The 20,098-nt window shown below is 56.4% G+C and carries 18 protein-coding genes; 12 read left to right on the top strand and 6 right to left on the bottom strand.

The features are described 5' to 3' along the window. The first annotated feature begins 3 nt into the window (after positions 1-3). The 12 genes from CLV44_RS04350 to rlmB all read left to right on the top strand — a co-directional run bounded on the left by CLV44_RS04350 (position 4) and on the right by rlmB (position 12,480). The gene (locus CLV44_RS04350; protein ID WP_106590886.1) at positions 4-384 is read left to right on the top strand and encodes a DUF4845 domain-containing protein; all 381 of its coding nucleotides are present in this window, start codon (positions 4-6) and stop codon (positions 382-384) included. Continuing rightward, positions 381-1,067, top strand: a complete 687-nt coding sequence (rnc, locus tag CLV44_RS04345; protein ID WP_106590885.1) for a ribonuclease III — start codon at positions 381-383, stop codon at positions 1,065-1,067. Before CLV44_RS04350 ends, rnc begins: the two co-directional genes overlap by 4 nt. After that, a complete protein-coding gene (era, locus tag CLV44_RS04340) occupies positions 1,064-1,966 on the top strand; it encodes a GTPase Era (protein WP_106590884.1) in 903 nt (300 codons plus the stop codon). The genes rnc and era overlap by 4 nt, the downstream gene beginning before the upstream one ends. Then, positions 1,966-2,658: a DNA repair protein RecO gene (gene recO, locus CLV44_RS04335; RefSeq protein WP_106590883.1), complete on the top strand. Its 693-nt coding sequence runs from the start codon at positions 1,966-1,968 to the stop codon at positions 2,656-2,658. The genes era and recO overlap by 1 nt, the downstream gene beginning before the upstream one ends. Continuing rightward, complete coding sequence (pdxJ, locus tag CLV44_RS04330; RefSeq protein ID WP_106590882.1) at positions 2,651-3,424, top strand: pyridoxine 5'-phosphate synthase; 774 nt, start codon at positions 2,651-2,653, stop codon at positions 3,422-3,424. Before recO ends, pdxJ begins: the two co-directional genes overlap by 8 nt. Beyond that, the gene (gene acpS, locus CLV44_RS04325) at positions 3,421-3,798 is read left to right on the top strand and encodes a holo-ACP synthase (protein WP_106590881.1); all 378 of its coding nucleotides are present in this window, start codon (positions 3,421-3,423) and stop codon (positions 3,796-3,798) included. Before pdxJ ends, acpS begins: the two co-directional genes overlap by 4 nt. 102 nt (positions 3,799-3,900) lie before the next feature. Then, the gene (cysM, locus tag CLV44_RS04320; RefSeq protein WP_106590880.1) at positions 3,901-4,797 is read left to right on the top strand and encodes a cysteine synthase CysM; all 897 of its coding nucleotides are present in this window, start codon (positions 3,901-3,903) and stop codon (positions 4,795-4,797) included. 155 nt (positions 4,798-4,952) lie between these two features. After that, positions 4,953-7,223 carry a GTP diphosphokinase gene (relA, locus tag CLV44_RS04315; protein ID WP_106590879.1) on the top strand — a complete coding sequence of 757 codons (2,271 nt, stop codon included), beginning with the start codon at positions 4,953-4,955 and terminating at the stop codon, positions 7,221-7,223. Continuing rightward, positions 7,223-8,026, top strand: coding sequence for a nucleoside triphosphate pyrophosphohydrolase (mazG, locus tag CLV44_RS04310; RefSeq protein ID WP_106590878.1), 804 nt, complete (start codon positions 7,223-7,225; stop codon positions 8,024-8,026). The genes relA and mazG overlap by 1 nt, the downstream gene beginning before the upstream one ends. 112 nt (positions 8,027-8,138) lie before the next feature. Further along, positions 8,139-10,745, top strand: a complete 2,607-nt coding sequence (ppc, locus tag CLV44_RS04305; RefSeq protein ID WP_106590877.1) for a phosphoenolpyruvate carboxylase — start codon at positions 8,139-8,141, stop codon at positions 10,743-10,745. A gap of 224 nt (positions 10,746-10,969) precedes the next feature. Then, a complete protein-coding gene (adk, locus tag CLV44_RS04300; RefSeq protein WP_106590876.1) occupies positions 10,970-11,626 on the top strand; it encodes an adenylate kinase in 657 nt (218 codons plus the stop codon). 104 nt (positions 11,627-11,730) lie between these two features. Beyond that, complete coding sequence (gene rlmB / locus CLV44_RS04295) at positions 11,731-12,480, top strand: 23S rRNA (guanosine(2251)-2'-O)-methyltransferase RlmB (RefSeq protein WP_106590875.1); 750 nt, start codon at positions 11,731-11,733, stop codon at positions 12,478-12,480. A 20-nt stretch (positions 12,481-12,500) separates the two neighbouring features. On the opposite strand, the gene CLV44_RS04290 is transcribed toward rlmB, so the two are convergent. The 6 genes from CLV44_RS04290 to CLV44_RS04265 all read right to left on the bottom strand — a co-directional run bounded on the left by CLV44_RS04290 (position 12,501) and on the right by CLV44_RS04265 (position 20,044). Next, the gene (locus CLV44_RS04290) at positions 12,501-13,682 is read right to left on the bottom strand and encodes an acetate/propionate family kinase (protein WP_106590874.1); all 1,182 of its coding nucleotides are present in this window, start codon (positions 13,680-13,682) and stop codon (positions 12,501-12,503) included. Next, a complete protein-coding gene (locus CLV44_RS04285; protein WP_106590873.1) occupies positions 13,682-14,644 on the bottom strand; it encodes a bifunctional enoyl-CoA hydratase/phosphate acetyltransferase in 963 nt (320 codons plus the stop codon). The genes CLV44_RS04290 and CLV44_RS04285 overlap by 1 nt, the downstream gene beginning before the upstream one ends. 154 nt (positions 14,645-14,798) lie before the next feature. Continuing rightward, entirely contained in the window at positions 14,799-15,170 is a 372-nt protein-coding gene (locus CLV44_RS04280) for a histidine triad nucleotide-binding protein (protein ID WP_106590872.1), read from the bottom strand. Positions 15,171-15,218: 48 nt separating this feature from the next. Next, the gene (locus tag CLV44_RS04275) at positions 15,219-16,751 is read right to left on the bottom strand and encodes a SpoVR family protein (protein WP_106590871.1); all 1,533 of its coding nucleotides are present in this window, start codon (positions 16,749-16,751) and stop codon (positions 15,219-15,221) included. Then, entirely contained in the window at positions 16,738-18,033 is a 1,296-nt protein-coding gene (locus CLV44_RS04270; protein WP_106590870.1) for a YeaH/YhbH family protein, read from the bottom strand. Before CLV44_RS04270 ends, CLV44_RS04275 begins: the two co-directional genes overlap by 14 nt. Positions 18,034-18,121: 88 nt before the next feature. Next, entirely contained in the window at positions 18,122-20,044 is a 1,923-nt protein-coding gene (locus CLV44_RS04265; RefSeq protein WP_106590869.1) for a PrkA family serine protein kinase, read from the bottom strand. Between the last annotated feature and the right edge of the window lie 54 nt (positions 20,045-20,098).

The raw sequence follows: 20,098 nt of genomic DNA, 5'->3' as shown, positions 1-20,098 counted from the left end.
AACATGGATAAAGGCATTGCACAATATCAGCGGGGAGCGTCATTTACCTCCACTCTGATCAGCCTGATAGTGGCGGGGATTTTCTTCACCGTCGGCTTCAAGCTGTTTTCGGTTTACTGGGACCACGCCACGATCAACTCGATCGTGCAAACCACCAGTGAAGATCCTGATGAACTGTCCAAGTCACTGCGTGAACTGCGTCGGGATTTGGACAAGAAGTTCTATATCAACCAGGTTGAACTGCCGGAAAAGGATTCGTTAAAAGTACGTCTTGAAGAGGGCGTGCTGTATTTTGATCTGGTCTATGAAGTCCGTGTGCCGATGTTCTATAACGTCGATGCTCTGGTTATGTTTGAAGAACACTACGAAGCTATAAAACCTTGATTAAACCTGCTGCTGAACTCGCCCGTAAACTGGGCAACCCCTGTACCGATACAGAGCTGTTTGAACTGGCACTGACCCACCGTAGCTGCGGTAAACGCAACAATGAACGGCTGGAGTTTCTAGGTGATGCCATTTTGAGCTTTGTCATTGCCGATGATTTGTATAAACGCTTTCCCGAGGCGCGAGAAGGCCAGATGAGCCGGCTGCGTTCACGCGTGGTCAAAGGCGAGACACTGGCTAAAATTGCCCGTGACATGCAACTGGGTGATTACCTGAAACTGGGGTCGGGAGAACTGAAAAGCGGCGGTTACCGGCGCGATTCAATCCTGGCCGACAGCGTCGAAGCTATTATCGGTGCCGTCTATCTGGATCAGGGCATTGAGGCCGCCCGTGTGTTCATTTTGCACTGGTTTGCCGGTCACGTGGAGCAGCTGGATCTGAACATCTCCCTGAAGGATGCAAAAACCCGCTTGCAGGAGTTCTTGCAGTCACGTCGTGCCGAACTGCCGTGCTATGAGCTGATCTCGGTTGAAGGTGATCCGCATGATCAGACCTTCCACATCCGTTGTCGGATTGCCTTGCTCGAACAGGCAACCGAAGGGCATGGCAGTAGTCGCCGACAAGCGGAGCAGGAAGCCGCTCGTAAGGCGTTGCAGACACTGGGACAGGAGACAGGCGCATGAGTGATACCATCCAACGTTGTGGCTATGTAGCTATTGTCGGCCGTCCCAATGTGGGCAAGTCGACGCTGCTGAATTACATACTGGGCCAGAAACTGAGCATTACCTCTCGCAAACCGCAGACGACCCGTCACCAGATTCTCGGGATTCACACCGAGGGTGATTTGCAGGTGGTGTATGTGGATACGCCAGGACTGCACAAGGATAGCACGGGCAAGGCACTGAACCGGTTCATGAACCGCACGGCGTCAGAGGCTCTGCGTCATGTTGACCTGGTCATCTTTATCGTTGACCGCACGGCCTGGACTGACGAAGACCAGATCGTGCTGGATAAGCTTGAGAGCGTACGTTGTCCGGTGATTCTGGCCATCAACAAGGTGGACCAGCTCAAGGACAAGGACGCGCTGTTACCGCAGCTGGATCTGCTGGCCAGCAAACGTCATTTCGATGTCATCATTCCGATCTCTGCGGAAAAGGGACACAATGTCGAACGCTTGCAGAGCGAAGTGGAAAGTCGGATGCCGCAAGGCATGCACATGTTCCCTGAAGACCAGATCACCAATCGCAGCTCACGCTTTGTTGCCGCCGAGCTGGTACGCGAGAAGTTGATGCGTAACCTGGGTGAGGAGGTGCCGTATGGCACCACGGTTGAGATTGAAGAGTTCAGCCATGATGGCAATATTCTGAATATCAGCGCTCTGATTCTGGTTGAGCGTGATGGCCAGAAACGGATTGTCATTGGTGATTCGGGTGCCGTGATCAAAATCATTGGTCGTGATGCTCGTCTGGATATGGAGCGCATGTTCGACACCAAGGTGATGCTCAACCTGTGGGTCAAGGTCAAACGTGGCTGGTCCGATAACGAACGTGCCTTGCAGAGTCTGGGTTACCGGCACGAGTGATGGCTCAGCGTGTGGATACGGCCGCAGCCTATGTGCTGCATTCGCGGCCGTATCGGGAAACCAGCTTGTTGGTCGATTTGCTGACACTGGAACACGGTTTAGTCAGTCTGGTCGCCCGCGGTGCCCGTAAGCCTGGATCGCGGCTGCGGGCAACACTGCAGCCATTCCAGCTGTTGCAGGTTGGTTGGCAGGGCCGCAGTGAATTGAAAAACCTTAACGGCGCTGAAACCACCGAAATTGGTGCATTGTTACAAGGGCGCTCTCTGCTTTGCGGCCTGTACCTGAATGAGCTTGTGCAACGCCTGCTCAGTCCTCATGATCCTCACCCCAAACTGTTTGTCCTGTTCCGCTATGCCTTGAATGAGCTGGCCCTTGCCCGTGATATAGAAGGGGCACTGCGAACCTTTGAACGGCAATTTCTGGAACTGTTGGGCTTTGGCCTTGACTGCTCTATTGTTGTGCCTGCTTACGTATATGGCTGGAGTCATGACAATGGGCTGCAGCGCCAGTCGGAAGGCATGGGTTTTAGCGGTGAGCATCTGCTGGCAATCGAGCAGGACTGTTATGATGATCCGGCGATCAGACGCAGCGCCAAACATTTGATGCGCATGCGCCTGGCGGCTCTATTGGGGGATAAACCCCTGCGCAGCCGTGAACTTTTTTTGAAACGCAAAGGAGCGAAGGATGACTGACCCCGATCGCCTGCTGTTAGGCGTCAATATTGACCACATCGCCACCCTGCGACAGGCACGTGGCACCCGTTATCCTGATCCGGTACAGGCTGCGGCATTGGCAGAAGAGGCGGGTGCCGATGGCATCACCGTCCACTTGCGTGAAGACCGTCGACACATTCAGGACCGTGACATCCAGCTGCTGGCGCATACTTTGCAAACGCGGATGAACTTTGAGATGGCCGTCACGGAAGAGATGCTGCAGCTGGCTGAAACAATCCGGCCGGCACATGTCTGCCTGGTACCGGAGAAGCGTGAAGAGCTGACTACCGAAGGCGGTCTGGATGTGTTGGGTCAGGAGGCACAGATTCGTGCGGCCTGTGTGCGGCTCGCGAATGCGGGCTGTGAAGTGTCCCTGTTTATCGATCCACAGCCTGAGCAGCTTGATGCGGCGGCTCGTTGTGGTGCGCCGGTGGTTGAGTTACACACGGGCAACTATGCTGATGCCGAAACCGTGGTGGCCCGCAGTGAAGAACTGGAAAGGCTGAAAATTGCCGCACGCCACGCATGGCAGCTGGGTCTGGTGGTCAATGCCGGTCATGGTCTGCACTACCATAATGTCGAGCCGATTGCTGAAATTCCGGAAATGAACGAACTGAATATCGGTCATGCTCTGATTGCCCGTGCGGTTATGGTGGGTCTGAAGCCTGCAGTGCAGGAAATGCGCGACCTGATCCAGCAGGTACAGCAGCGGGTACAAGCCCGTCGTGACGCCATCCGCTCATGATTGTTGGTATTGGTACCGACCTGCTGGAGATCGCCCGTATACGGGCGGCTCTGGCGCGTACGCCCCGGCTGCCGGAGCGAATTTTGACACCGGCAGAGTTGGTGCTGTTTCAGCAGCACCGTCAACCAGCGATTTTTCTGGCCAAGCGTTTCGCAGCCAAGGAAGCGGCGGTAAAGGCACTCGGTACCGGTATTGGTCGTGGCATCAGTTGGCAACACTTCGAAATTGGCCACGACCCACTGGGGCGTCCCTTGCTGAGGGTGTGTGGCGAGGCGCAGCGCCAGGCTGCCGTGCGTGGGATCACCCACTGGCATTTGAGCTATACCGATGAGCGCGACTACATCTCCGCGTTTGTCATTGCCGAGCAGTGCTGACATTGTTTGCAGCGGGTCGGGCTGATATTATTCCGACTATAGCTGTCAGGAATAAATAACCTTTTTCTTATAGCTCCATTGCTGAAGTTGTGCGGAGTCATCATGTCCCTAGAATACCCCACGATCGCGGATTACGTCGGTCATACCCCCCTGGTTCGTCTGCAGCGCCTGCCGGTTCCCAATGGCAACATCGTGCTGTGCAAACTTGAAGGCAACAACCCCGCCGGTTCCGTCAAGGACCGTCCCGCACTGGGTATGATTACGTTAGCGGAAGCACGTGGCGACATACAGCCCGGTGATTGCCTGATCGAAGCCACTTCTGGCAACACCGGTATTGCGTTGGCAATGGCAGCCGCGATCAAGGGCTACAAGATGAAGCTGATCATGCCGGCTAACATGAGTGCCGAACGCAAGGCGGCGATGACAGCCTACGGCGCCGAGCTGATCGAAGTCACTCAGGCCGAGGGCATGGAGCGTGCACGAGACCTGGCGCTGGAGATGCAGGCTGCCGGTGAGGGCAAGGTACTGGATCAGTTCTCCAATCTGGATAACCCGGAAGCTCATTACACCGGTACCGGACCGGAGATATGGCAGCAGACACAGGGAACGGTGACTCATTTCGTCAGTTCCATGGGTACAACGGGCACCATCATGGGAGTATCACGCTACCTGAAAGAGCAGAACCCAGAGGTACAGATTGTGGGGCTGCAACCGCAGGAAGGCTCTCAGATTCCGGGGATTCGCCGCTGGCCGGCAGCTTACTTGCCGCAAATCTTCGAGCGCAGTCGGGTAGACGAAGTCATTGACATCAGTCAGCAGGAAGCCGAGACCACCATGCGCGCACTGGCACGTGAGGAAGGCATTTTCTGTGGCGTATCGTCTGGCGGTTCGGTGGCGGGTGCCTTGCAGCTGGCTCAGCGGGTCAAAAATGCCACCATCGTCTGCATCATCTGTGACCGTGGTGATCGATACCTGTCAACTGGGGTTTTCGACGCCTAACCCCTGTTCTCCCGGAGTAGCCGGGAACGTACTCGCACTGATCGGCCTTACCGATTAAAATGTGGGTCCATCCTGAGTGTGTGGGCCGCATCAGACCGGCTGACTCCACATACCCAGTCATCGTCGCCGGAGGCAAGACAGGAGTGGCTTAGGCCATGGTGAAGGTTCGAGAAGATCACCCGATACGGGAAGATGGCACTGTTGATCTGGACCTGTGGTTGTTGCGTTTGCAGCAGCAGGTTGAAGTCAGCGATATCAACCAGATCAGGCAGGCCTGTGTACTGGCCAAGGAAGCCCGGGCAGCCATTGCCGAGACCGATGACGACTGGGCACAGAATACCGTCGGCAGCTTTCGGACCGGCCTGGAAATGGCTCAAATTCTGGCGGAGTTGCAGCAGGATCAGGATACCCTGGTGGCGGCGATCCTCTATCGTTCGGTGCGTGAGCGTAAACTCTCACTGACAACCGTACGCGAACGCTTCGGCAACGATATCGCCGACCTGATCGATGGCGTGTTGCAGATGGCCGCCATCGGCAGTCGCAAGAATCCCCGCTCCGTCGACGCCGTACTCGGTGCCAGCACCGCGCAGGTTGATAACGTGCGTAAGATGCTGGTAGCGATGATCGATGATGTACGAGTCGCACTGATCAAGATTGCCGAACGTACCTGCGCGATCCGTGGGGTCAAAAACGGTGACCGCAAGAAGCGGTATCTGGTGGCGCGTGAGGTCTTCGATATCTATGCACCGCTGGCACACCGGCTGGGCATCGGACATATCAAGTGGGAACTGGAAGACCTTTCCTTCCGCTACCTCAAACCCAACGACTACAAACATATCGCCCGTCTGCTGGATGAAAAGCGCCTCGATCGGCAAGTGTTCATCAATCAGGTTGTCGAGCTGCTGCGCAGCCGCATTTCGGATGCGGGTATCGACGGCGATGTCATGGGGCGCGCCAAGCATATCTACAGCATCTGGCGCAAAATGCAGCGCAAGAATATCGATTTTAGCCAGGTTTACGATGTGCGTGCCGTGCGTATTCTGGTGCCCGAGATTCGCGACTGCTACACCGTATTAGGCATTGTTCACGGCCTCTGGCGCAACATTCCGCACGAATTCGACGACTACATTGCCTCGCCCAAACCGAATGGTTACCGTTCGTTGCATACGGCGGTATTCGGGCCCGAAGGCAAGGTGCTGGAAGTGCAGATTCGCACGTTTGCCATGCATGAAGAAGCCGAGTTGGGCGTATGTGCCCACCATCTGTACAAGGGCACGGACATCCAGTCTCGTGGCGATGGTTATGAAGAGAAAATCGCCTGGTTGCGTCAGGTACTCGAATGGCATGATGATCTGGGCGACACCGAAGCTCTGGGTGATATGCTGCGCGGTGACGTCGTGCAGGACAGGGTCTATGTCTTCACTCCGGAAGGGCATGTCATCGACCTTCCCAAGGGGGCTACCGCCGTGGACTTCGCCTATCGAGTCCATACCGAAGTGGGGCATCGTTGCCGCGGTGCCAAGGTCAACGGCCGCATCATCCCGCTGAACAAGCCTCTCAAAACCGGTGACCAGGTCGAAATCATGACCTCGCGGGAAGAGTCTCCGCGGCGTGACTGGCTCAATATCAACTATGGCTTCGTTACCACTTCGCGTGCGCGCGCCAAGGTTGCACACTGGTTCAAATTGCAGGCCAAGGAGCAGAATGCTGACGCTGGCCGCGACATCATCATGCGCGAGTTCCGCCGTCTGGCACTGGATCCGCAGGCGATCAGTCTGGACAAGATTGCCGTGGCCCTGAACTACAAGACATCGGAAGACCTCTGCGCTGCGCTGGGGGCCGGTGATCTTCGACTGTCACAGATTATCCATGAAGCTCAGCGTCAGCTGGAGCCTGAACATGACGAGACCCAGCTGGATCTGGAACTGCCGACCAGTCGTGCAGCGCTGGGACCACGCAAGGGTGGCAGTGGCATCAATATCGAAGGTGTCGGCAACCTGCTGACATCACTGGCGACCTGCTGCAAACCGGTGCCCGGTGACCCGATCATGGGCTATATCACTCAGGGTCGTGGTATTTCCGTGCACCATGAGGACTGCCTCAATTTGATGACGCTGCGTGAGCAGGAACCCGATCGCGTCATCAGCGTTGACTGGGGCGATGAGCACGAGCATACCTACCCGGTGGATATCACCATTGAGGCGTTTGACCGTACCGGCCTGCTGCGTGATGTGATGCTGGTGCTGAGCAACGAAAAGCTGAATATTCTGGCCGCCAACACTCTGACAGATCGCAAGAACAACATGGCCAAGCTGACCATGACCGTTGAAATCCCGCGGCTGGAGCGTCTGGGGCGGCTGATGGATAAGATCAACCAGGTCCCCAATGTGCTGGATGTACACCGTGAACGCAGTGGAGGTCGTTGATGCGCTACACCCTTGATGACTTGATCCGGCTGATGGATGCGCTGCGCGACCCTGAAACCGGTTGCCCCTGGGACTTGCAGCAAACCTTTGCCAGCATCGTGCCGCATACGCTGGAAGAAGCCTATGAAGTGGCCGACTGCATCGAGCGCGAGGATTGGGAGCACCTGCGTGACGAACTCGGAGATCTGTTGTTCCAGGTCGTATTTTACGCCCGTCTGGCCGATGAACAGAAAGGCTTTGACCTGCATGTCATCATCGACCAGCTGGTGGCCAAGCTGATCCGTCGACACCCGCACGTGTTCCCCGAAGGTACCCTTGATCGGTGTGGTGGGGATGCTGTTGCAGTGGCTCAGGTCAACAGCAACTGGGAAGCGATCAAACAGCAGGAACGCGATGCCAAGGCCCGTGGCGGTATTCTTGACGATGTGCCGCTCAATCTGCCGGGACTTAGCCGGGCAGCCAAGTTGCAGCGCCGTGCCGCCCGCGTCGGTTTCGACTGGCCAGACGTCGGCGGCGTGCTGGACAAGATTGAAGAAGAGATCGGCGAGCTGCGTCAGGCCCTGGCGCAGGGGGATGACGACAACGCCCGAGAAGAGATCGGGGATCTGCTGTTCGCGCAGGTCAATTTGGCCCGCCATCTCGATATCGATCCCGAACAGGCGTTGCGGAATACCAATGCCAAGTTCGAGCGCCGTTTCGGCCATGTCGAAGCCCAAGTTCGTGCCAATGAGCAGGACTGGGAGCAGCTGAGCCTTGAGCAGCTGGATATCTGGTGGGACGAGGCCAAGGCTCATGGACTCTGATACCTGAGTAAGGTGTACCTTCCGCCGCGTTCAATTCATACCAATGGCGCTATCGGCCAACCGGCTTAATCGGTTAGCATCGAAGGTATGGAACCTGAACTGAGGGGAAGGCATGAGTGACCTGCATGAAGCACTACGTGATGATGTCCGCATTCTTGGCGAGAGCCTGGGGCGCACCATGGAAGCCCATTTAGGCTCGCCGTTTCTGGCGCGCGTTGAACATATCCGCAAACTGGCCAAGTCGGCACGACTGGCTGAAGACGCCAGCCAGGAACCCCTGCGTCAGGCACTGGACGACCTCGATGAGAACGAGGTGTTGCCGACCGCCCGTGCCTTCACCCAGTTTCTCAACCTGGCCAATATCGCCGAAGAGCACCACCGGGTTCGACGCCACCTGCAAACGGCCGGTGATGAAGATGCTGAGCAGCTGGACCAGCTGTTTGCCGAGCTCAAGGCATCTGGGCTGAGTCCCGAAGCGGTGCTCGAATGTGTGCAGAACCTGAGTATTGACCTGGTGTTGACGGCCCACCCGACCGAGGTCAATCGCCGCACCCTGATTCAGAAATACGATGCCATCGCCGCAACGCTGAAACAGCGAGATCGTGGTGAGCCGGTGCAGTCGCGGCTGGACCAGCTGATCAGCCAGATCTGGCACACCAATGAGATCCGGCAGCACCGGCCGACGCCCGTCGAAGAAGCCAAATGGGGCTTTGCCGTTATCGAAAACTCCCTGTGGACGGCATTGCCGCAATACCTGCGGTTGCTGGACAAGCGTATGCAGTCTGAACTCGGTGTTGGCCTGCCGTTGACCTGCAGTCCGATCCACTTTTCATCCTGGATGGGAGGGGACCGTGATGGCAACCCCAATGTGACTGCGGCCGTTACTTCGGAAGTCCTGTTGTTAGCACGCTGGATGGCTGCTGATCTGTATGCCCGTGATGTGGACCAGCTGCGCGGCGAACTGTCGATGTACGCTGCCAATGCAGAGTTGCGGCACCTGACCGATAGTCACCCGGAGCCCTATCGCGAGTTGCTTGGCCGCTTGCGCAGTCGCTTGCTGGAAACCCGCAATGGCATTGAGGCTTATCTCAAGGGCACACCTACGGACCCTGAACGCTGGATCAGCGATCTGGACGAAATACTGGTGCCGCTGCAGGTGTGCCACCGTTCCCTGATAGAGTCCGGCATGAGCTGCATCGCGTCCGGTGCGCTGGAAGACCTGCTGCGTCGGATCGCCTGTTTCGGCCTGACACTGGTGCGGGTGGATGTGCGCCAGAACGCTGATCGACATGCCGAAGTCTTTGATGCATTGACCGACTTTTACCAATTGGGACACTATTCCGACTGGGAAGAAGAACGCAAGCAGGCGTTTCTGTTGCAGGAGCTGCAGTCGCGCCGTCCCTTGCTGCCGCACAACTGGCAGCCAGATGCCAACGTGGCAGAAGTGATCAACACCTGCCGGGTGATCGCTGCCAACCCTGAATACAGCCTGGGCTCCTATGTAATCTCCATGGCCAGCCAGCCCTCTGATGTGCTGGCGGTCAACTTGCTGCTGCAGGAGGTTGGGGTTGAACATAACATGCGGGTGGTCCCGCTGTTCGAGACGCTGGATGATCTGGATAATGCACCCGGCTGCATCGGTGCGCTGCTTGCCATTGACTGGTATCGCACCTATGTCGATGGCCATCAGGAAGTCATGATCGGTTATTCCGACTCGTCCAAGGATGCCGGCCAGTTGGCCGCCGCCTGGGGGCAGTATCGGGCGCAGGCGGCACTAACCGAACTGTGCGAGCGCGAGGGTGTGCGCCTGACCCTGTTTCATGGCCGTGGCGGTACCGTCGGCCGTGGCGGCGGTCCCAGTCATACCGCGATTCTGGCCCAACCTCCGGGGTCGGTGGGCGGTAGCCTGCGTGTGACCGAGCAGGGCGAGATGATCCGTTTCAAGTTCGGCATTCCCGAAATTGCCGTGCGCAACTTGACCCTGTACACCACCGCTGTGCTCAAGGCGACGCTGACCCCGGGGCCGGAGCCCGACGCGGCCTGGCGTGAATTGATGGATAGCATGGCCCACTGTGGCATGAAAATTTACCGCTCGCTGGTACGTGAAGAGCCACAGTTCGTGCCCTATTTCAGGGCGTTGACGCCGGAACAGGAGTTGGCCAAATTGCCGCTGGGCTCTCGGCCGGCCAAGCGCAAGGCGGATGGCGGCGTCGAAAGTCTCAGGGCCATTCCCTGGATTTTTGCCTGGACACAGACGCGGCTGATGCTGCCCGCCTGGCTTGGCTCCGGTGCCGCACTGAAAATGGCGGTGGAAGATGAACAGCTGACACTGCTGCATGAAATGTACCGTGACTGGCCGTTCTTTCAGTCCTGGATCGACATGCTGGAGATGGTGCTGGCCAAGAGCGATGTGAATATCTGCTCTTATTATGAGCGCCGTTTGGTATCGGCCGAACTGCGCGTACTCGGGTCGAGCCTGCGCAGTCGCCTGCAGCAAGCGGTCGAGCAGGTCAAAGCGATCAAGCAGGAATCACGCCTGTTGGCGGGCAACGGCGTGATTCGCCAATCGATTGAGGTGCGTAATCCCTACATCGACCCGCTGCATGTGTTGCAGGCCGAACTGCTGTTCCGTGACCGCAACCAGCCGGACCAGCGTTTGGAGCAGGCACTGATGGTGACCATGGCCGGGATCTCGGCCGGTATGCGCAATACCGGCTGATTGCGACGCACAAAAGGGGGTTGAATCACTTTCGTGCTTTGCGTACTCTCGAGTGCTTTGTCAACGGTCCGGCAGGTGCTAGGTCTAATGTCGAATTGTGTCTATAGCGGCTGTAGTTATAGCCTGCAGTGATGCCGACAGCGAATTTTAGCGCAATGGCAGGCAGTGTGTTGCCGTTGCGCCACCGTTATACCGATTACAATAACTTTCAGGAGACAAAATAAATGCGCATTATTCTGCTTGGAGCACCCGGAGCGGGCAAAGGCACACAGGCCCAGTTCATTACTGAAAAATACGGCATTCCGCAGATCTCCACGGGCGACATGTTGCGTGCCGCAGTCAAGGCAGGCACTCCGCTGGGCAAACAGGCAAAAGAAGTGATGGATGCTGGCGGTTTGGTCTCCGATGACATCATTATCGGTCTGGTTAAAGAGCGTATTGCCGAAGCTGACTGCGCCAAGGGCTTCCTGTTCGACGGTTTCCCGCGCACGCTGCCGCAGGCCGATGCCCTGAAAGACGCCGGTGTTGATATTGATGCCGTTGTTGAAATCGACGTTGCCGATGCTGAAATCATTAACCGCATGAGCGGTCGTCGTGTACACCCGGCGTCAGGTCGTACTTACCATGTCGTATTCAATCCGCCTAAGCAGGAAGGCATTGATGACGTGACCGGTGACGAGCTGGTGCAGCGTGAAGATGACAAGGAAGAAACCGTGCGTCTGCGCTTGAAGGTATACCACGAGCAGACGGCACCGCTGATCAATTACTACCGTGGCTGGAACGAGCGCGGTGATGCCAATGCACCGGCCTACGTTTACGTAGAAGGTGTTGGTAGCGTTGATGATATCCGCGATAAGGTATTTGCGGGCCTCGCGGGCTGATCCACTCCGCAGGTATGAGAAAGCCGCCCAATGGGCGGCTTTTTTATTGGTTTTACCGCATAATAGGCAGCCGTAATTCCTCTGATTGCACCCTTGGGAGTCCCATGAGTCAAACCGATATCTTTGGTCTGCATGCCGTAACCAGCTTGCTCAACCGTAACCCCGGCCGTGTACGCCGCTTGTGGGTGCAGCAGGGGCGACGTGATGAGCGTGTGCAGACGCTGCTGGACACCGCCGAGACCCTGAATATCAAAGTGGTCGAAGAGCCGAAAGCACAGCTGGATCTGCGCACTGGTGGTGGGCGTCACCAAGGTGTGATTGCTGAATGTGAGCCGATCAAGGCGCTGTCGGAAAAGGCGCTGGACACTCTGCTGGATTATGCCGGTGAAGCGCCGCTGCTGCTGATTCTCGATGGCGTTACCGATCCACATAATCTCGGTGCCTGCCTGCGTACGGCGGATGCGGCCGGAGTCACGCTGGTGATTGCGCCCAAGGACAAGTCCGCGCCGTTGAATGCGACTGTTGCCAAGGTTGCCTGTGGTGCAGCCGAAGTGGTGCCCTATATTCAGGTTACCAATCTGGCGCGTACCCTGCAGTTATTGCAACAGCGTGGCATCTGGATCACGGGTACTGCTGGCGAAGCGGAAGCCAGCGTGTATCAGACCGACCTGACCGGTCCCTGTGCATTGGTGATGGGCGCGGAAGGCAAGGGCATGCGTCGTTTGACCCGTGAGAATTGTGATCAGTTGATCAACATTCCCATGGCCGGAGAAGTCAGCAGCCTGAACGTTTCCGTGGCTACCGGCGTATGCCTGTTCGAGGCGGTCAGACAGCGGGCGGCGGCTCAGAGCTGAGCCCGCCACCCCTCATCACCTTAGTGCAACAGCTCTGTGACATGCGTGGCGATCATCGCTTCTTCATTGGTGGGGATCACGCGTACGGTCACGGTTGAGTCGGGTGTGCTGATGATGCCTGCGTTGCGCTGGTTGGCGTCGGTGTCCAGCTTGATTCCAAGCCACGCACAGCGTTGCAGGACGCGGGCGCGAACGTCGGCGTCGTTTTCGCCGACACCGCCCGAAAACACCAGTTGTTCGACCCCTTCCAGTGCTGCGGTCAGGCGTCCCATCTCCAGCGCGATGCGATAGCAGAACAGATCGATCGCTTCTTCGGCGTTGGCATCATCGGCCGCATGCAGCGTTTTCATATCGGAACTGATGCCGGAAATTCCCAGCCAGCCGCTTTCCTTGTAAAGCAGGTGTTCCAGTGCATCCACATCCATGTTCTCTTCCCGCATCAGGTAAAGCAGTACACCCGGGTCCAGGTTGCCGGTACGACTGCCCATCGGCAGACCTTCTACGGCAGTGAAGCCCATGCTGGAGGCGATGGACTGACCCTGGCCGATGGCACACATGCTGGCACCGGCGCCCAGATGGCAAGCGACCGTTTTAAAATGACCGGCACCGGCCAGCGTTAGCTGGCGCTGGATATACTCATAGGACAGACCGTGGAAACCGTAGCGGTGGACGCCTTTGTCGACCAGTCGACGCGGCAGGGCATAAAGACGTTCGAGGCGAGGTTGTGCCGCATGGAACATGGTGTCGAAGCAGGCCACGATCGGCAGTTCCGGTGCCAGCAGGCGGCAGGCCTCGACCAGTTTCAGGTTGTACGGCTGATGCAGCGGGGCCAGCGGGATGAACTGCTGCAACTGTTCGAGTTTGTCATCATCCAGCAATACCGGTGCACTGAAGAGGTCGCCGCCATGTACCACACGGTGACCGGTGGCGATCAGGTGTGAGTCGGGCAAATGCGCCTCCACCCATTGCAGAACGGCCTGCAGCGCAAACTGGTGACGCGCGTCATGGGCTACCGCCTGGCAATCCAGTAGCTGTTCATCCAGCACCGAGTTCTGTTCGTCACGAACCTTGAACAGGGTACGTTCACCCAGCAAATTTTCTACCTTGAGGTGAAACAGGCAGTGCAGCTCGCCAGCTCGAAGGGCATACAGACCGCACTTAAGGCTGGAAGAGCCGCCGTTGACGGTGAGGATGGTATCCATCACTTGACTCCCTGAGCATGCTTGACCATGTACGAAGCCAGTGCGCAGGATGCCAGGCGGCCCAGTGTGCCTTCGGCGCGACTGGTCAGAATGATCGGTACGCGCGCACCTACGGCGAGGCCTGCGGACTTGGCATCGGCCAGATAGATCAACTGCTTGGCGATCATATTGGCGGCTTCCAGGTCGGGTGCCAGCAGAATGTCGGCATCACCGGACACGGGTGAGTTGATATGCTTGTCGAGCGCCGCCTGTAGCGAAATCGCGTTATCGAAGGCCAGCGGGCCGTCGAGAATGGCTCCGGTAATCTGTCCTCGGTCCGCCATTTTGCACAGTGCGGCGGCATCGATGGTGCTTTGCAGATTGGGTTTGATCTTTTCCACCGCAGACAGGATTGCCACTTTGGGTTGCGCATTGCCCAAGGAGTGACAGAAATCGATCGCGTTTTGCACGATATCGCGTTTCACCCAGAGGTCCGGTGCCACGTTGATGGCGGCATCGGTGATCACCAGGGGTTTGTGGTAGTTGGGGATATCGAATACGAAGACATGGCTCAGGCGACGCTCGGTGCGTATGCCCTTGGTTTTGTGCACGACGGCACTGAGCAGTTCGGAGGTGCCCAGGCTACCCTTCATCAAGGCTTCGGCCTTGGCCTGACGCACCAGATCACAGGCGCATTCTGCTGCTTGATGACTATGCTCGGTACTGATGATTTTATAAGGCGTCAGATCAATATTCTCGATCTCTGCCGCCGCACGGATCTTGTATTCGGGGCCGACCAGCAAGGGCTCGATCAGACCCTGTTCAGCCGCTTCGATTGCACCCAGCAGGCTGTTGTGGTCCACGGGGTGGACGACGGCGGTACGAATCGGGCCTGCCTTGCGTGCCTGCTCGATGAAAAACTCGAGCTGGTTATGCATGGGAGGTGTTTCGGTGGTAACGGGCGAATCGGCTGTAGTCGACATGAAAAATCCCTCTGCTTATCTAATGGCCAAGACTAGAGTTCCATAATGAACGCTTTATGACGCAGTGCAACATTAAATGGATGATACCGGCGCTGGGCTTGATCGTGGGCAAGGCGGTGAGGCAAGCCGGGTACAGGAGACCCGGCGGCAGTGTCTAGTTGGTTACGGGAGTTTTCAGTGTGTCCTGATAGGGAGGCCAGCCCATAGGCTTGCCTCCGAGCAGATGCAGGTGAATGTGGTAGACGGTTTGGCCCCCGTGCGTGTTGCAGTTGAACACGGTGCGGTAGCCGTCTTGCTCAAATCCTTGTTGCTGGGCAATAGTGGCGGCCGCCTGAATCATGTGGCCAACCAGAGCCTGGTCTGCATCCGCAATATCGTTCAGCGTAGCGATATGCTTGCGCGGAATGATCAGGCAGTGGAACGGTGCCTGCGGATTGATATCGCGGAAGGCCAGAACCTTGTCGTCTTCATAGACGACCTCGGCCGGAATTTCCCGGTCGAGGATTTTACAAAACAGACAGTCCATAACGGGCTCATATTCTCCATGGGTAGATGGCTATCAGTATAGCCATCTCTAAGCGGTCGCCTCAACTGATGCTTCTTGCGCCGGACAGGCATAGGATTTCACGGTGGTGCCATCGGGTGTCACCGAGTCGAGCTGAACCTGAAACCCCCACAGGCGGTGCAGATGTTTGAGCACTTCATCGGTGGATTCTCCCATGGGCTGACCGTTGTGCATGTAATGCCTCAGTGCCAGCGTACGATCGCCACGGATGTTGACGTTGTAGACCTGAATATTGGGTTCGCGGTTGCCCAAATTGTATTGGGCTGCCAGCGACTCGCGTATGGCCCGATAACCGCGCTCGTTGTGGATGGCGTCGACCTTGAGTGTCGGGCGGCTGCTGTCGTCCATGATTGAGAACAGCTTCAGTTCGCGGATCAGTCGGGGCGACAGGAACTGCAGGATAAAGCTCTCATCCTTGAAGTTGCGCATGGCCTGATCCAACGTTTTCAGCCAGTCGCTGCCGGCAATATCAGGGAACCATTCGCGGTCTTCATCGGTGGGATGCTCACAGATACGACGGATGTCCTGCATCATGTGGTAACCCAGCGTATAGGGGTTGATGCCATTGAAGTAGGGGCTGTCGAATGGTGGCTGATAGATAACGCTGGAGTGCGAATGTAGAAACTCCATCATGAAGCCGTCGGTGACCAGGCCTTCATCGAACAGCTGATGCAGCAGGGTGTAATGCCAGAAGCATGCCCAGCCCTCGTTCATCACCTGAGTCTGTTTCTGCGGATAAAAATACTGGGCAATCTTGCGCACAATACGCAGGACTTCACGCTGCCAGGGCTCCAGCAGTGGGGCGTTCTTTTCGATGAAATAGAGAATGTTTTCTTCGGGTTCAGCGGGAAAGCGTGGGTATTTGCCAGCCTCCTCATCGATACGTTGCGGTACGGTGGTGTTCCACAGATCATTCAGGTGGCTCTGGATGTACTCTTCCCGCGAACGCTGGCGCTCACGCTCCTCGGCGGCGGTCAGCGGACGTGGACGTTTATATCGGTTGACCCCGTAGTTCATCAGCGCATGGCAGGAGTCGAGCAGTTTTTCCACTTCCTCGACGCCGTGTTTTTCCTCGCACTGACGGATATAGTTCTTGGCAAACAGGAGGTAGTCAATAATGGCGCTGGCATCGGTCCAGGTGCGGAACAGGTAGTTGCCCTTGAAAAAGGAGTTGTGGCCATAACAGGCATGGGCGATCACCAGCGCCTGCATGGTGATGGTGTTTTCTTCCATCAGATACGCGATGCAGGGATCGGAGTTGATGACAATCTCATAGGCCAGCCCCATGCGGCCACGCTTGTAGTTCTGTTCGGTATCGACGAACTGCTTGCCGAATGACCAGTGGTTGTAGTTCAGCGGCATACCGACCGATGAATAGGCATCCATCATCTGCTCGGAGGTAATGATCTCGATCTGGTTGGGGTAGGTGTCCAGTCCGAAATCAGCGGCAATACGGCCTATTTCACGGTCGTATGCCTCGATCAATTCAAAGGTCCAGTCAGACCCGGTGGAAATCGGTTGGGATGCTTTACGACGGCTCATGGGCTCCCTCCGTACGTTTCTCGAACAGACGTCTGAACACCGGATAAATCTCACCGGCATCGGTAATCTGTTGCATGGCAAAGCGTTCCTCAAAGGCCTCATGGACATGTTCGTATTCATGCCAGAGATTCTGGTGTGGACCGGTGGTGATCTCGACGTAGGCGTAATATTGAGTCTTGGGCAGAATGCGCTCGGTCAGAATCTTGCTGCAGGTGGCTGAATCACCGTCCCAGTTGTCGCCGTCGGAGGCCTGGGCGATATAGATGTTCCAGTCTTCCGGCGGGTAACGTGAGTCAATGATATCGGCACTCATGGAAAGGGCGCTGGACACAATGGTGCCACCGGTTTCCCGAGAGTAGAAAAATTCCTGCTCATCCACTTCCTTGGCATGTGTATGGTGACGTACGAACACCACCTCTATCTGCTTGTAGTTCCGGTTCAGAAACAGATACAGCAGGATGAAAAAGCGTTTGGCGATATCCTTGACGCTTTGGGTCATTGAGCCTGAGACATCCATGATGCAGAACATCACCGCCTTGCTTGAGGGCAGCGGCACGCGGACCAGGTTGGTGTAGCGCAGATCGAAGTCGTCGAGGAAGGGCAGCTTGCGTGAACTCTTTTCCAGCACGGCAATCTGTGCACGCAACGCATCAATTTTCTCGGTACGTTCGGGGCTTGCAGGCGTTTCTTCCAGCGCCCAGAGCTCCTTGCGCAGGACACGGATCTGCTTGCGAACGTCCTTGTCGGTCAGTGCGATGCGGCGTGCGTGTGCAGCACGCAGTGAGCGTACGATGTGCAGTTTTTCCGGAGAACCGCTGCTGGTAAAGCCGGCACGACGGGTCTCGAATGAAGTGGCATCCTTCAGTTGCTTACGCACCATCCAGGGCAGCTCCAGATCTTCAAACATGAAGTCGAGAAACTCTTCCTGGCTGATGTTGAAGGTAAATTCGTCCTCGCCTTCGCCCTGGTTGCTGGCTTTGCCCTGGCCAGCACCGCCGCCTCCACCTTCGGGACGTTTGAATTCGTCGCCTTCCACGAACTCCTTGTTGCCAGGGAAAATTTTATGGCGCAGGCCGCCTTCACCATGGTGAAACACCGGCTCGGAGATGTCCCGTTTGGGGATGGTAACCTGTCCGCCCTGATCGATATCCCTGATCGAGCGGTCGTGTATCGCCTCTTCAACAGCCTTTTTAATGTGCTGCTTGTAGCGACGCAAAAAGCGTTGGCGGTTGACCGTGCTTTTCTTCTTCGCATTCTCACGGCGATCGATGATATAGCTCATATATCCGGCTCCCGGAGAAACAGCCACGTATGGAAGTTGCTGCGTGGCTGTTCGGTTCAATTCCTTCAGTGTGTGGCGCGCGGTCTCCTTATTGCGATTTGCGTACGCGGATATACCATTCGGACAACAGGCGCACCTGCTTCTCGGTGTAACCGCGTTCGGTCATGCGTTTGACGAACTCGCCATGTTTTTTCTGATCGTCGGACGATGCTTTCGGGTTGAAGGAGATTACCGGCAGCAGGTCTTCGGTATTGGCGAACATTTTCTTCTCGATGACGGAACGCATTTTTTCATAGCTGTTCCAGGCCGGATTCTTGCCATTGTTGCTGGCGCGGGCACGTAATACGAAGTTGACGATTTCGTGGCGGAAATCTTTCGGGTTGCTGATTCCGGCCGGTTTTTCGATTTTCTCCAGTTCTTCGTTGATCGCCTGGCGGTCGAGGATGTCGCCGGTTTCCGGATCACGGTACTCCTGGTCCTGAATCCAGAAGTCCGCATAGGTGACGTAGCGGTCAAAGATGTTCTGGCCATATTCGGAATAGGATTCCAGATAAGCGGTCTGGATCTCCTTGCCGAGGAATTCGATATATTTCGGCGCAATGAACTCCTTAAGGAACCCGATGTAACGTTCCTGCACTTCATTGGGGAACTGCTGCTGGCCGATTTCGCGTTCCAGCACATGCATCAAGTGAACCGGGTTGGCGGCCACTTCGGTAGGATCGAAGTTGAAGACCTTGGAGAGAATCTTGAAGGCGAAACGGGTCGACAGGCCGTCCATGCCTTCATTAACGCCGGCGGCGTCCTTGTATTCCTGCATCGACTTGGCGCGGGGGTCGGTATCCTTGAGATTTTCACCGTCGTAGATCCGCATCTTGGAGTAAATGCTGGAGTTTTCCGGCTCTTTCAGTCGTGACAATACCGTGAACTGGGCCAGCATGTTCAGGGTGTCAGGTGCGCAGGGGGCCTCGTGCAGTGAGCTGTTTTCCAGCAGTTTTGCATAGATATCCACTTCTTCCGTGATCCGGGTGCAGTACGGCACCTTCACGGTGTATACACGGTCAATGAACGCTTCGTTGGTCTTGTTGTTCTTGAAAGTCTGCCACTCGGATTCGTTGGAGTGGGCCAGCAGGATACCGTCATAGGGAATGGCGCCCATGCCTTCGGTGCTGTTGTAGTTACCTTCCTGGGTCGCGGTCAGCAGCGGGTGCAGCACCTTGATCGGCGCCTTGAACATCTCGACGAACTCCATGATGCCCTGGTTGGCGCGGCAAAGTGCGCCTGAAAAACTGTACGCATCAGGATCGTGCTGTGGATATTCTTCCAGCTTACGGATATCGACCTTACCGACCAGGCTGGAGATATCCTGGTTGTTTTCGTCGCCAGGCTCTGTTTTGGCAATCCCGATCTGATCGAGAATGGACGGGAACAGTTTTACCACCCTGAATTTGGTGATATCGCCGCCATATTCATGCAGGCGCTTGACGGCCCAGGGCGACATGATACCGCGCAGGTAGCGCGCCGGAATGTCATATTCCTGTTCCAGAATTTCAGCGTCTTCCTCGGGCTTGAACAGGCCCAGTGGTGATTCAAAGACGGGAGAACCCTTGATCGCGTAGAAGGGAATGTGTTCCATCAAGTGCTTGAGGCGCTCGGCCAATGAAGACTTGCCGCCGCCGACCGGACCCAGCAGATATAGAATCTGTTTCTTCTCTTCCAGCCCCTGCGCCGCATGGCGGAAGTAGGAGACGATGTTCTCGATCGCTTCTTCCATGCCATAGAACTCGCTGAAAGCTGGATAGCGCTTGATAACCTTATTGGAAAAAATACGGCTCAAACGCGGATCCCGCGCAGTATCAACGACTTCCGCTTCACCGATCGCCTTGAGCATGCGCTCAGGTGCGTTGGCATAAACCTCCGGTTTTTCCTTACACAGGCTGAGATATTCCTGCAGGCTCATTTCTTCCTGCTGGATCGCTGAATAACGGGCTTTGTAGTGGTCAAATATACTCATGCTCACCTTCCTGTTATTTGCGCTAGCCACTGAAATTTCAAACGCTTATGAACC

The sequence above is a fragment of the Marinobacterium halophilum genome (assembly GCF_003014615.1).
In the GTDB taxonomy this organism is placed as follows: domain Bacteria; phylum Pseudomonadota; class Gammaproteobacteria; order Pseudomonadales; family Balneatricaceae; genus Marinobacterium; species Marinobacterium halophilum.
Note: the sequence above shows the minus strand (reverse complement) of the source record. Positions and strands in the feature narration are given on the sequence as shown.

Coding starts and splice junctions, on each gene's coding strand:
- CLV44_RS04275 (WP_106590871.1), bottom strand. CDS start 16,751: ATGAGCCGTCGTAAAGCATCCCAACCGATTTCCACCGGGTCTGACTGG.
- relA (WP_106590879.1), top strand. CDS start 4,953: ATGGTGAAGGTTCGAGAAGATCACCCGATACGGGAAGATGGCACTGTT.
- rlmB (WP_106590875.1), top strand. CDS start 11,731: ATGAGTCAAACCGATATCTTTGGTCTGCATGCCGTAACCAGCTTGCTC.
- CLV44_RS04265 (WP_106590869.1), bottom strand. CDS start 20,044: ATGAGTATATTTGACCACTACAAAGCCCGTTATTCAGCGATCCAGCAG.
- CLV44_RS04350 (WP_106590886.1), top strand. CDS start 4: ATGGATAAAGGCATTGCACAATATCAGCGGGGAGCGTCATTTACCTCC.
- pdxJ (WP_106590882.1), top strand. CDS start 2,651: ATGACTGACCCCGATCGCCTGCTGTTAGGCGTCAATATTGACCACATC.
- era (WP_106590884.1), top strand. CDS start 1,064: ATGAGTGATACCATCCAACGTTGTGGCTATGTAGCTATTGTCGGCCGT.
- recO (WP_106590883.1), top strand. CDS start 1,966: ATGGCTCAGCGTGTGGATACGGCCGCAGCCTATGTGCTGCATTCGCGG.
- cysM (WP_106590880.1), top strand. CDS start 3,901: ATGTCCCTAGAATACCCCACGATCGCGGATTACGTCGGTCATACCCCC.
- CLV44_RS04270 (WP_106590870.1), bottom strand. CDS start 18,033: ATGAGCTATATCATCGATCGCCGTGAGAATGCGAAGAAGAAAAGCACG.
- CLV44_RS04290 (WP_106590874.1), bottom strand. CDS start 13,682: ATGGATACCATCCTCACCGTCAACGGCGGCTCTTCCAGCCTTAAGTGC.
- adk (WP_106590876.1), top strand. CDS start 10,970: ATGCGCATTATTCTGCTTGGAGCACCCGGAGCGGGCAAAGGCACACAG.
- CLV44_RS04280 (WP_106590872.1), bottom strand. CDS start 15,170: ATGGACTGTCTGTTTTGTAAAATCCTCGACCGGGAAATTCCGGCCGAG.
- acpS (WP_106590881.1), top strand. CDS start 3,421: ATGATTGTTGGTATTGGTACCGACCTGCTGGAGATCGCCCGTATACGG.
- ppc (WP_106590877.1), top strand. CDS start 8,139: ATGAGTGACCTGCATGAAGCACTACGTGATGATGTCCGCATTCTTGGC.
- CLV44_RS04285 (WP_106590873.1), bottom strand. CDS start 14,644: ATGTCGACTACAGCCGATTCGCCCGTTACCACCGAAACACCTCCCATG.
- mazG (WP_106590878.1), top strand. CDS start 7,223: ATGCGCTACACCCTTGATGACTTGATCCGGCTGATGGATGCGCTGCGC.